The sequence below is a fragment of the Bradyrhizobium uaiense genome (assembly GCF_010811875.1).
GTDB lineage: Bacteria > Pseudomonadota > Alphaproteobacteria > Rhizobiales > Xanthobacteraceae > Bradyrhizobium > Bradyrhizobium uaiense.
Map to the genome: position 1 here is coordinate 1 of NZ_VKHP01000271.1, position 11,616 is coordinate 11,616.

Consider the following 11,616-nt stretch of genomic DNA (forward strand, 5'->3'; position numbering starts at 1 on the left):
CCGCTTGCGGGGGAGGTCGGAACGCATCGTCAGATGCGTTCCGGGTGGGGGCTCTCTCCGCGATATGACTCGTGGAGAGAGCCCCCACCCCAGCCCTCCCCCGCAAGCGGAAGAGGGAGCGCAAATCTTTGCTCGGCGAGAGTTTCTCCCTAGAGCGCGATGATCGCTTCGCCGGCGAGCTTGATCTCGCCGTTCTCGTCCTTCGTCGTCAGCGCAAGCTTTGCGCGCTTCTCGCCGCCCTGCTCGATCAGCTCGGTCACCGTGCCCTCGCAGGTCAGCGCCGCGCCGAGCTGGGTGATCGCGGCAAAACGGGTCGAGAACGAGCGGATGCGCGACGGCGCCACCGCGTCCGTCAGCGCCTGGCCGAGATAGCCCATGACCAGCATGCCGTGCGCGAACGCGTCGGGGAAACCGGCCGCCTTCGCGAAGTCGATGTCGACATGGATCGGATTGTGATCGCCGGAGGCGCCGCAATACAGCGCCAGGCGATGCCGGGGGATCGGCGGAAACTCCTTGTGGACGATGCGGTCGCCGACTGCGGGTGCGCTGCTCATGATGGCCTCGCATTGCGCACCACGATGGTGCGCGAGACGTCGGCGACGTGGACGCCGTTCTGGTTGGTGACGGGCGTATCGACGACGATCAGCGTCATCGCGCCGCCCTTCTTGTCGGTCACGCCGGTGACGCGCGGGTGGAACGTCAGGGTGTCGCCGACCACGACGGGGGCGTGATAGTCGAAGCGCTGCTCGCCATGCAGCACGCGGGCGAGATCGATGCCGAGCGCGGTCAGGAACTCGAACGGCACAGTCGCGTCCATCATCTCGAGGCAGAACAAATAGGTCGGCGGCACCGGTGCCGCTGACCCGTCGCGGTAGACCGGATTGGTCTCGCCGAGCGTGTCGAGGAAGAAGCGCAGGCGCCCCGGCTCGACGCGCGCGGTCACGGGCGTAAAGCTACGCCCGACGGCGGATTGATCGACCATGGCTGCCTCAGGCGCGTTCGTAGAGCGTCACCACGCACGCGCCGCCGAGGCCGAGATTGTGCTGCAGCCCGAGCCGCGCGCCCTCCACTTGCGTCGCCGCCGCGGTGCCGCGCAACTGCCGGGTCAGCTCGTAGCACTGTGCAAGGCCGGTGGCACCGAGCGGATGGCCCTTCGACAGCAAGCCGCCGGAGGGATTGGTGACGATCCTCCCGCCATAGGTATTGTCGCCGTCGTCGATGAATTTCGCGGCCTCGCCCTGGCCGCACAGGCCGAGCCCCTCATAGGTGATCAGCTCGTTGTGGGCGAAGCAGTCGTGCAGCTCGACGACGTCGAGATCCCCGGGCCCGATGCCGGCGGCTTCATAGACCTTGTTGGCGGCATCGCGCGCCATGTCGTAACCGACCACCTGCATCATGTCTGATGCACCGAAGGTCGACGGCGTGTCGGTCGTCATCGCCTGAGCCGCGATGCGGACGCTCTTGTTCAGGCCATGCTGGTCGGCGAACTTCTCCGAAACCAGGATCGCGGCAGCACCGCCGCAGGTCGGCGGGCACGCCATCAGCCGCGTCATCACGCCGGGCCAGATCACCTGGTCGTTCATCACGTCGTCGGCGGTGACTTCCTTGCGGAACAGCGCCAGCGGATTGTTCTTGGCGTGGCGGCTCGCCTTGGCGCGAACCTTTGCGAACGCGGAGAGCGGCGTGCCGTATTTCTTCATGTGGCTCAAGCCCGCGCCGCCGAAATAGCGCAGCGCCAACGGCACGCCGGGCGCGTCGACCAGCTTGTCGGCCGCGGCATCGAAATCGTCGAACGCGCTCGGACGGTCGGTGAACACGGCGCCGAGCGCGCCGGGCTTCATCTGCTCGAAGCCGAGCGCCATCACGCAATCGGCGGCGCCGGACTCGATCGCCTGCCGCGCCAGGAACAGCGCGGTCGAGCCGGTCGAGCAGTTGTTGTTGACGTTGACGATCGGGATGCCGGTCATGCCGACGGGATAGAGCGCGCGCTGGCCGCAGGTGGAGTCGCCATAGACGTAGCCGACATAAGCCTGTTGCACCTTGCCGTAATCAAGCCCGGCGTCGGCGAGCGCGAGCTTGGCGGCCTCGGCGCCCATCACATGGTACGGCGCGTTGGCGCCCGGCTTGACGAACGGGATCATGCCGACCCCGGCAACATAGGTGCGTGACGTCATCGCGTGTCCTCCCGGAAATTACTCACTGGACTATTTATTACCCATGGGTAATATACGGGCGACCTTCCGGAGTCAATGCGACAACAGCCACGCGATGGACGCCCGCATCCCCTCTTCCAACAATGAGTCACCCTGGCTGCCCTTCGAGAGCCGGCGCCGCGCCCGCGACGAGAAGCGCGAGGCGGTGCTGCGCACGGCCGTAGCCCTGTTCCTCGAACAGGGCTATCACGGCGCCACGCTGAACGAGGTCGCCAAGCGGCTCAACATCACCAAGCCGGCGCTCTACAATTACTTCCGAGGCAAGGACGAGATCCTCTACGAATGCTGGTCGATCGGCAATGAGCTGGTCGACGACTGCATCGCCGAGACCTCGGCCGGCGGCGGCTCGGGGCTCGACAAGCTGCGCAAGCTGATCGTCCGCTATGCCGAGCTGATGACCGCGGACTACGGCAAGAGCCTGGTTCGCTTCGACATCCGCGACCTCAGCGAGGACAACCGCAAGATCGTGCGGACCGCCAAGCGGCGGATCGACCGCGCCTTCCGCGACTATATTGCCGCTGGTGTCAAAGACGGTTCGGTGAAACCCTGCGACCCGAAGCTCGCGGCGTTTGCGATTGCTGGCTCGCTGAACTGGATCGGACACTGGTTCCAGCCCGGCGGCGAGTTGACCGGACGCGCCGTCGCCGAGGAATTCGCGATCCGCCTCACCGAAGGCATCGCCAAAACAACAACGGCAACTGACATCAACGCGCAAGACGACAACGCGCAAAGCAGCCGTTCCGGCTGCACAGAAGGCGGACAAACCGCCTCGCAAGGGAAACGCATCAAGGGAGGAGACGAGTGAACATCACACACGGACTGCGGCGGGCGCTGCAGGTCAATCCAAACGGGCTCGCAGTCGTCTGCGGTGAGCGGCGGCGCAATTGGCGCGAGGTCGGCGAGCGTGTCGCCCGCCTCGCCTCCGCCATCCGCGCGCTTGGCGCAGACGACGGCGACCGCGTCGCGATCCTGTCGCTGAACTCCGACCGTTACCTCGAACTCTACCTCGCAGTCGGCTGGGCCGGCGCCGTGATCGTGCCGCTCAACATCCGCTGGTCTCCGATCGAGAACGAGGATGCGCTGCGCGACTGCCGCGCAACGATCCTGTTCGTCGACAAGGCGTTTGCGGCAGTCGGCGCAACGCTGGCAAGCGCGATCCCAGGCCTGAAACTGGTCTATGCCGACGAGGGTGAGACGCCCGAAGGTATGGAGAATTACGAGACGCTGATCGCGCGCAGCGAACCCATTCGGGATGCGATGCGCACCCGCGACGATCTCGCCGGCATCTTCTACACCGGCGGCACCACCGGCCGCTCCAAGGGCGTGATGCTGAGCCACGGCAATCTGATGGCCAACGCGCTGAACGCGCTCGGCGAAGGGCTGTGGCCGAGCAGCACGATCTACCTGCACGCGGCGCCGATGTTCCACCTCGCCAACGGCGCGGCGATGTATTCGGTGCTGCTGTCGGGCGGCTCCAATGTCGTGGTCCAGGGCTTCACGCCGGTCGGCGTTGCGGCCGCGGTGCAGAAGGAGCGCATCACCGACGTGCTGCTGGTACCGACCATGATCCAGATGTTCGTCGATCATCCGACGCTCGGCAATTACGACCTGTCGTCGTTGAAACGGATCGCCTACGGCGCCTCCGTGATCAGCGATGCCGTGCTGATGCGCGCCATGAAGGCGCTGCCGCACGTCGAGTTCACGCAAGCCTACGGCATGACCGAGCTGTCGCCGATCGCGACGCTCTTGCATTGGAAGGAGCATATCGGCGACGGCCGCGCCAAGGGCCGGCATCGCGGCGCCGGCCGTGCCACGCTGGGCGCCGAGGTGAAGATCGTCGACGCCCTGGATCAGGTGGTCCCGCTCGGTACCGTCGGCGAGATCGCGGTGCGCGGCGATATGGTGATGATGGGCTATTGGGAGCGGCCGGAGGAAACCGCACGCGCGGTGATCGACGGCTGGATGCACACCGGCGACGGCGGCTACATGGACGCGGACGGCTTCGTCTACGTCGTCGACCGCGTCAAGGACATGATCATCTCCGGCGGTGAGAACGTCTATTCGGCCGAGGTCGAGAACGCTCTCGCCCAGCACCCGTCCGTGGCCCAATGCGCCGTGATCGGCATCCCGAGCGAGCGCTGGGGCGAGCAGGTCCACGCTGTGGTGGTGATGAAGAGCGGCGCCAGCGCTACGCCGGAAGAGCTGATCGAGCACTGCAAGGCGCTGATCGCCGGCTACAAATGTCCGCGCAGCGTCGACGTCACCGCGGCCCCACTGCCGCTCTCCGGCGCCGGCAAGATCCTGAAGCGCGAGCTGCGCAAGCCGTATTGGGAGCACCGCGAGCGCCGGGTGAGCTGATCGCAAGAACCGTAGGGCGAAGCGTAACCCGCCGCTGATCTCTCATCCGCGCGAGCAATCGTCGGATGAAGATGGCGGGTTACGCCGGAGCCTGTCATCGGGCCGCGCTTCGCGCGGACCCGGTGGGCTAACCCGCCCTACGCAGTGCATGGCGCTGCGCAGACAGCGGCCGTTGACATCGCAGCACGCGGCCGATTGGATCGCCTGAGATTCAATCCAGCGAGTTCCGATGTCCGCACCCGATACCAATGCCGACGGCAAGCCTCGCCGCCTGATGCACCGCCGCTCCGTCGAATGTCTCGGTTATCTCCGTGACGACGGACTGTGGGAGGTCGAGGCGCGGCTCGTCGACACAAAACCCTATGCGCGGCAGGACAAGCATCGCGGCCTGCAGCAACCCGAGGACCCCGTGCACGACATCCGCCTGCGGCTTGCGGTCGACGACGGCTTCACGATCCGCGAGACCGGCACCAATATGGCCTCGACACCCTACTCGTCCTGCCTCGACGTCGAAGGCATCCTGCAGCGGCTGGTCGGCGAACGGATCGGCAAGGGCTGGCGCGAGCTGGTCCGTCGCAAGATCGGCAGACTGGAGACCTGCACCCATCTCGCCGAGCTCTTGGGTCCTGCGGTGACGACCCTGTTCCAGACCGCGACCTCGGGCAAGGACCCGCAAGGCCGCGGCGCGCTCGACCACCAGCGCGACGCCACCGAGCCACCGTTCTTCGTCGGCGGCTGCTATTCGTGGCGGTTGGACGGACCTGTCGTAGCCGAGACATTTCCACAATTCGCGAAGGCGGTCGAGGCCAAACGGGATACTTGAGCTTGGCCTGCGTTGCGGCACCCCGGCTTACGCAGGCACGTGTCCCGCGAGCCGGTCGATGACGTTGAAGAGCCGGTCACAGGAAGCCTCGATCCTCTTTTGCGGAGACGTGGCGATGCCGAGCATCAGGCCGGATCGCGCTGAAGCGCTCGACGCATACCAGAGCGACAGAGGCGTAGGCGCCAAGCCGAATGATGCCAGCTCCCTTGCGATCGAGAGGTCGGACGTTTCGTCCGGCAGTCGCAGGATCGCGGCCAATCCACCGATGGTCACGTCTTTGGCACGGGCTCGCAGGCATTTGAGCAGCGCTTCACCCTGCGCCGCATAGACCCGCTTCGTGCGGCGAAGATGCCGCAGATGGTGGCCATCGCGGATGAATTCGGCGGTCGCGAGCTGCACCGGGGGCGCTGGCGCCGGGGCGAGACACGCGGCGATCTCGGCAAACCGGGGCATCAGGGACGGCGGTGCGACGACAAAGCCCAACCGCAAGGCCGGCGTCAGGGTTTTACTGAACGATCCGATGTGAATGACGCGCCCGGCACGATCGAGCGAGGCGAGCGCCGGCGTGGCACGGCCCTTCAACTGAAGCTCGCTCAGATAGTCATCCTCGATCACCCAGACTCGCTCCTGAGCGGCCCAATCGAGCAGACGCGCGCGTCTTGCCAGCGAGAGTGTGAAGCCGAGCGGTGCCTGCTGTCCGGGAGTTACGACCGCCAGCGCGGCATCAGGCGCGTGTTCCAGACCGTAACCGACGTCGATGCCGTCAGCATCGACCGGGATCGGCGCGATCGACATCCGCGCGAGCTCAAGACCGTGCCGGGTAAAAGGAAAGCCCGGCTCCTCCATCCAGACTTTCTTCTGTTCGAGACCGAGGACATGAAGCGTCAATCCAAGGCCGCTGCTGAAGCCTCCTGTGATGAAAACCTGCGAGGCCGTGCACGCGATCCCTCGCGCCAGCGCAAGATACGCCGCGATCTCGCGCCGCAACTCCAATTCGCCGCGCGGATCCGGGTAGAGGGCCGGCGCGCTCATACCTGCGCGAACCGCCTGCGTGTGCAGCCTCGAGAACAGCTTGGCCGGAAACGTCGCCTGCGCGGGTACACCCATCTGGAAAGTGGCCGGCCCCGCGATGAGCTCCTGATACGTCTCCATGAAGGAGCCGGGGTCGGGAGCCTCTTCCTGCACGGCGGCGAAGGAAGGCCGATCCGCGACATGCGTTCCCCGCGCGCGTGAAGCGACGATCAGCTGCGCAGAGGAAAGCATTTCATAGGCCGCGCGCACGGTGCCTCGCGCAACGCCGAGCTGAGCCGCGAGGTCCTGCCAGGAGGGCAGACGTGCGCCGGGGGCGAGCACGCCGGTCTCGATAGCGGCCCCGATACCTCTGCGAATCTGCTCCGCGAGCGGCGTCTTCGCAGATCGATCCAGTTCCAGTCGCAACGGTCCGGTCATGGGCCTTAGTACACGATTTTTGCCAGTTCTTGGTGCTTTTATATGAACCAAGGCGAAGGCACCTATGGAAGCAAGGAGAGCACCGACCATGCAGATACCATCCATCCTCGCCGCCTGCGCTGCGCTCGCCATCGCCGCGGCAACACCTGCCCCTGCGCATGAGACGGGTTCGACGGTCACGCCGACCTTCCAGCAGGCGATCACCAATATTCCCGGCAAGTCGCTGATCGCCGTCGTCGTCGACTATGCGCCGGGCGGAGCGTCGCCGTCGCACGTCCACGCCAAGTCGGCTTTCATCTTCGGCTACGTGCTGTCCGGCGAAATTGAATCGCAGGTCAATGACGGACCGACGCGGGTCTACCGCACCGGCGAAAGCTTCTACGAGACGCCGGGTTCCCGCCACCCCGTCAGCCGCAACGCCAGCAAGACAACGCCGGCAAAGCTGCTCGCCGTGTTCGTCGTCGACACCGACGACAAGGAACTGACCACTCCCGTCAAACAAAACGACCGTTAAGGAGCCCGTCATGAGCATGCGTCTCGATTACAACCGCATTGCGCCGGCGGGCGTTAAAGCCCTGGGCGGAGTCTACGGCTATGTCTTGCAAAGCAACCTCCCCACCACGATGGTCACCCTCGTCTACTTGCGCATCTCGCAGATCAACAATTGCGCCTATTGCCTCGACATGCACACGCGCGACCTGCTCAAGAGTGGGGTGAAGATCGAAAAGCTGGCACTGCTGCAGGCGTGGGCAGAAGCCGGCGATCTCTTCGACGAGCGTGAACGCGCGGCGCTCGCATGGGCGGAAACGGTGACCCGCGTCGCCGATACCGGCGTACCGGATCAGGCTTACCAGGCTGCCCGCACGGTCTTCGATGAACGCGAGCTCGTCGATCTGACCATCGCGATCAGCCTGATGAATGCCTACAATCGCATGGCGATCAGCTTCCGCAACACGCCACAGGCCGCGGTCGCGCGGGCGGCTTGATGAAGATCGATCGAAGGAGAACGGAGCCTGCCAATGACCGAGATTTCCGGCATCAAGATTCCCGACAGCAAGCTGGCGCGCGAGGCAGCCGAGCTCGTGCGCCAATATGAAAACGAGCTGCTGTTCAACCATTCGGTTCGCGTCTATGTGTTCGGTGCGATGAAGGGAATCCGCCAGAAGGTGAAATTCGATTCCGAACTGCTCTACGTCGCGGCACTGTTTCACGATCTCGGCCTTGTCGATCACTATCACACCGAGACCAAGCGCTTTGAAGTCGACGGCGCCGATGCTGCGCGCGAATTTCTCCGGGCGCGCGGCATCGCGGAAGCGAAGAGCGATCTGGTGTGGGAGGCGATTGCCCTGCACACCACCCCGGGGATTCCACAATACTTGCGGCCGGAAATCGCGCTCACCAACGCGGGGGTCTTGGTCGATGTCGTAGGCGTTGGATACGACGACTATACCCCGGAGCAACGCCAGCAGGTCATCGCCGCATTTCCGCGCGGTGATTTCAAGAACGAGTTTCTCAAGATACAGACGTGCTCGGCCTTGAAGAAGCCCCAGACCACGTTCGGAACCGTCAATTTCGACTACATCGAAGATCGCGATCCGACATTCCGGAAGCCGAATGCATGCGTCCGCATCCGCAACACTTCCTGGCAGAGTTGAGACTTCGTCGGCCGTTCCCCGCGTGATATTCTGTGAACGCAATCAGGGGATGGAACGTGGAGAAGTACGGCGCCGGGTCGATCGTTGTCTCCGACTATGACCCAAATTGGCCCATATTGTTCTCGCAGGAGCGGACGCGGATCGAGCAAGCTCTCGGCGCGTTCGCTCTGGCCGTCGAGCACATCGGCAGCACGGCCGTGCCAGGCCTGCCGTCGAAGCCCATCATCGACCTGCTGGTTGGCGTGCCCAGTCTCGAAGAGGCCAGGCAACGCTGCATCAAGCCGCTTGAGGCATTTGGCTATATCTACATGCCGCAATATGCGTCATGGATTCCCGACGAGTTGTTCTTCCGCAAGGGGCCTCCGGGTCCGTGGACCCACCATCTGCATGTGATGGAGCCGTCGCATCCGCGATGGGACGCCCGCCTGGTATTTCGCGATTACCTGCGTGCGCACCCCGACGTCGCCCGCGCCTATGCCGACATCAAGCGCGCCCTCGCCACCTCTTCAAAGGATAACATCGAGGCCTATCGGACCGGCAAGGATGTTTTCGTCGCGGAGACAACAGCCAAGGCGCGCGTATGGCGCGCCTTGGCGGAAGATCAATAGCAGCGCCGGACCGCGGGGCGGGTTAGCCGACCACGTCCGCCGTGGCTCAACGAGCGAATGCGGAAGGCGTAACCCACCCTACAAATCCGATAACCCCGTAAGCTTCAAACTCAACGCCTTGAGCCGCCTGCGCGCCTCGGCATCATAGGCCTGCGCATGGGCGCGGGCCTCGCGCTTGCCGTCAAAGAACAGCCCGCTCCTGTCAGCGACATCATCGTCCTGGACCAGACGCAGAATGGCATCGCCGCCCTGCTCGACGGTCGAGATCGGCGTCGCGCCACTGGCACGCACCATCGTGGTGTTCATGTAGGTCGCCGGGTGCAGCGAGTTGACGGTCACGCCGGAGCCTTGCAGCTCCTCGGCCAAGTCTATCGTAAACATGATTTGCGACAGCTTGCTCTGCGCATAGGCGCGCGCGCCGCTGTAGTTCTTGGTGATCATCACGTCGCCGAAATCGATCGGGTGCTGGCCGAGCGAAGCGACATTGACGATGCGCGCCGGCGTACTGGCCTTCAGCCGCGGCAGCAACAGATGCACGAGCAGGAAGCCGGCGAGATAATTCACCGCGAAGCGCAGCTCATGGCCGTCCTTGCTGGTCTGCCGTGCCGGCCCCTCGTTCTGCGAGCCGATGCCGGCGTTGCAGACGAGCACATCGAGGCGCTCCTGGTCGTCGAGCACCAGCTGAGCGAATTCGCGGACCTCGGCGAGCGAGGACAGGTCGGCCTGATAGAACATCGGCTCGCGGCCGGAGACCCGCTTGATCTCGTCGGCGAGGACCTGCGCCCGCTTGGTGTCGCGGCCGTGGATCAGGACGCGGGCGCCGGCAGCGGCCAGCTTCGTCGCGACGTAGCGGCCGACGCCGTCGGTGGAACCGGTGATCAGCACCGTCTTGCCTGCCATGTTCATCGAAATTGCCTTTCGATCGTTCGCCCAGCGCTGCCAGCAAAGATAAATGCCCGCTGCGGACTTTGCCATGGCATGCCGCGGCGCCATCAGCCCCAAAACGGCGCCGAAATGGCCCGCCCGCGACGCTCCGCCATGACCTTCGGGCGTACAATCTGTCGCGCGGCCTGCGGTCGCGCGGCGCCGCGCCGCGCGCCAACGCAAATGCCTTCTGATATCGTCGCGACGAACGACACGGCAGGGATCGGCAAAGGGACCGAAATGTCCTCGACCATTCCAGACGGGTACTCGCGGAAGGCTCCCTCGCTGGAGCCGTTCGGCATGCTCCTGTCATTCGCGGTGCTGACCGCGCTGCCGATCACCCTGACCGTTCGCCTGGTTGAGCCCGCACTCGTGCTGCCCGCGCTCAGCCTGGTGTTATTCGCAGAGGCAGCCATTGCCGCGCTTGCGGCGCGCATGATCCACATGCGTGCAAGCGTGGCGAACCTGACGCTGTGGGATTTTGCCGGAGCCTTCACCTTCATGGGATGTGCGGCGGCGATCCTCGGCGAGCCGGACCAGGCGGCGCTGTTCTTCGAGGAAGAAGCAGCACTGCGTCCGGCGTCACGACCGTAATCCCAGGCCGGGCCCCTCTGGCAGCCACAAGCTGCGATGTCGGACTGGAACTCAGTTGGAGTGGCCCTGCCTCGACCCGCGACGCGACAACGTCGTGACGGATTTGCCGTCGGCATGACGGCAAATCCTGTTTCGTCGAAACGGTCCACTCCCCGACCTCAAGGGGAACATGATCCATGTCCGAACTGCTATCACTCGACGCCCTCAGCGCCTTGCTGCAAGTCGTCGTCATCGACCTCGTGCTGGCCGGCGACAACGCGGTCGTGATCGGCCTTGCCGCGGCGGGCCTGCCGGCGCAGCAGCGCGGCAAGGCGATCCTGATCGGGATCGGTGCGGCGACGCTGCTGCGCATCCTGTTCGCGCTGCTGACCACGCAACTGATGCAGATCGTCGGCCTGCTGCTGGCCGGCGGCATCCTGCTGCTGTGGGTGTGCTGGAAGATGTGGCGCGAGCTGCGCGTCTCCGCGCACGAGACCACGGCCGTGGATGGCACCGGCGGCGCGGAGGTGCCGCGCAAGACGCTGTGGCAGGCCACGACGCAGATCATCGTTGCCGACGTCTCGATGTCGCTCGACAATGTGCTGGCGGTCGCGGGCGCGGCGCGCGAGCAGCCGATCGTGCTGGTGTTCGGGCTGGCGCTCTCGATCGCGATGATGGGCGCGGCCGCCACCTTCATCGCGCGATTGCTGCAAAACCACCGCTGGATCGCCTATGTCGGCCTCGCCGTGATCCTCTATGTCGCCGTCGACATGACCATTCGCGGCGCGCACGAGATCGCGAAGGTCGCGCCGGTCTAGCGGCAAATTCGCTGCACCTCTCCCGCTTGCGTGGGTCGAGACGAGCGAAGCTCGCTCTTAGGTCGGAACGCATCGCCAGATGCGTTTCGGGTGGGGGCTCTTTCCACAGGATGCTTAGGGGAGATACCCCCCGCCCTGTGTATTATATATATCAGGCGCTGCCTGAGCTCGCATCTGGCGTAGTCTCAGATCAGG

General features: G+C 64.9%; 14 protein-coding genes. 9 read left to right on the top strand and 5 right to left on the bottom strand.

The features are described from left to right. Positions 1-149 precede the first annotated feature (149 nt). Genes FNJ47_RS39490 through FNJ47_RS39500 form a run of 3 tightly spaced genes read right to left on the bottom strand, consistent with a single transcriptional unit; the run spans position 150 to position 2,174 of the window. Positions 150-554: a MaoC family dehydratase gene (locus FNJ47_RS39490; protein WP_163161344.1), complete on the bottom strand. Its 405-nt coding sequence runs from the start codon at positions 552-554 to the stop codon at positions 150-152. Then, positions 551-982 (bottom strand): MaoC family dehydratase N-terminal domain-containing protein, encoded by a 432-nt coding sequence (locus tag FNJ47_RS39495; RefSeq protein WP_163161346.1) that lies wholly within the window; start codon positions 980-982, stop codon positions 551-553. Before FNJ47_RS39495 ends, FNJ47_RS39490 begins: the two co-directional genes overlap by 4 nt. A gap of 7 nt (positions 983-989) precedes the next feature. After that, complete coding sequence (locus FNJ47_RS39500) at positions 990-2,174, bottom strand: lipid-transfer protein (RefSeq protein WP_163161348.1); 1,185 nt, start codon at positions 2,172-2,174, stop codon at positions 990-992. A 94-nt stretch (positions 2,175-2,268) separates the two neighbouring features. Here FNJ47_RS39500 and FNJ47_RS39505 point away from each other — a divergent pair, with 94 nt between their 5' ends. The 3 genes from FNJ47_RS39505 (at position 2,269) to FNJ47_RS39515 (ending at position 5,394) form a co-directional block, all read left to right on the top strand. Then, positions 2,269-3,018: a TetR/AcrR family transcriptional regulator gene (locus FNJ47_RS39505; RefSeq protein ID WP_163161350.1), complete on the top strand. Its 750-nt coding sequence runs from the start codon at positions 2,269-2,271 to the stop codon at positions 3,016-3,018. Then, positions 3,015-4,571 carry a long-chain-fatty-acid--CoA ligase gene (locus FNJ47_RS39510; RefSeq protein WP_163161352.1) on the top strand — a complete coding sequence of 519 codons (1,557 nt, stop codon included), beginning with the start codon at positions 3,015-3,017 and terminating at the stop codon, positions 4,569-4,571. The genes FNJ47_RS39505 and FNJ47_RS39510 overlap by 4 nt, the downstream gene beginning before the upstream one ends. A gap of 229 nt (positions 4,572-4,800) precedes the next feature. After that, complete coding sequence (locus FNJ47_RS39515; RefSeq protein ID WP_163161354.1) at positions 4,801-5,394, top strand: DUF2889 domain-containing protein; 594 nt, start codon at positions 4,801-4,803, stop codon at positions 5,392-5,394. A 27-nt stretch (positions 5,395-5,421) separates the two neighbouring features. On the opposite strand, the gene pdxR is transcribed toward FNJ47_RS39515, so the two are convergent. Then, positions 5,422-6,843, bottom strand: a complete 1,422-nt coding sequence (gene pdxR / locus FNJ47_RS39520) for a MocR-like pyridoxine biosynthesis transcription factor PdxR (RefSeq protein ID WP_163161356.1) — start codon at positions 6,841-6,843, stop codon at positions 5,422-5,424. 88 nt (positions 6,844-6,931) lie between these two features. Here pdxR and FNJ47_RS39525 point away from each other — a divergent pair, with 88 nt between their 5' ends. Genes FNJ47_RS39525 through FNJ47_RS39540 form a run of 4 tightly spaced genes read left to right on the top strand, consistent with a single transcriptional unit; the run spans position 6,932 to position 9,106 of the window. Continuing rightward, complete coding sequence (locus FNJ47_RS39525) at positions 6,932-7,357, top strand: cupin domain-containing protein (RefSeq protein WP_163161358.1); 426 nt, start codon at positions 6,932-6,934, stop codon at positions 7,355-7,357. Between the two features lie 10 nt (positions 7,358-7,367). After that, on the top strand, positions 7,368-7,829 hold the full coding sequence (locus tag FNJ47_RS39530) for a carboxymuconolactone decarboxylase family protein (RefSeq protein WP_163161360.1): 462 nt from the start codon (positions 7,368-7,370) through the stop codon (positions 7,827-7,829). Positions 7,830-7,862: 33 nt separating this feature from the next. Continuing rightward, positions 7,863-8,498: an HD domain-containing protein gene (locus tag FNJ47_RS39535; RefSeq protein ID WP_163161362.1), complete on the top strand. Its 636-nt coding sequence runs from the start codon at positions 7,863-7,865 to the stop codon at positions 8,496-8,498. A 56-nt stretch (positions 8,499-8,554) separates the two neighbouring features. Continuing rightward, entirely contained in the window at positions 8,555-9,106 is a 552-nt protein-coding gene (locus FNJ47_RS39540) for a GrpB family protein (protein WP_163161364.1), read from the top strand. 78 nt (positions 9,107-9,184) lie between these two features. Here FNJ47_RS39540 and FNJ47_RS39545 read toward each other — a convergent pair whose 3' ends face one another. Continuing rightward, positions 9,185-10,012: an SDR family NAD(P)-dependent oxidoreductase gene (locus FNJ47_RS39545; protein WP_163161366.1), complete on the bottom strand. Its 828-nt coding sequence runs from the start codon at positions 10,010-10,012 to the stop codon at positions 9,185-9,187. Positions 10,013-10,084: 72 nt separating this feature from the next. Between FNJ47_RS39545 and FNJ47_RS39550 the strand changes: the two genes are divergently transcribed. After that, complete coding sequence (locus FNJ47_RS39550; protein ID WP_236000350.1) at positions 10,085-10,624, top strand: hypothetical protein; 540 nt, start codon at positions 10,085-10,087, stop codon at positions 10,622-10,624. Positions 10,625-10,800: 176 nt separating this feature from the next. After that, positions 10,801-11,421, top strand: coding sequence for a TerC family protein (locus tag FNJ47_RS39555; protein WP_163161368.1), 621 nt, complete (start codon positions 10,801-10,803; stop codon positions 11,419-11,421). Positions 11,422-11,616 lie beyond the last annotated feature (195 nt).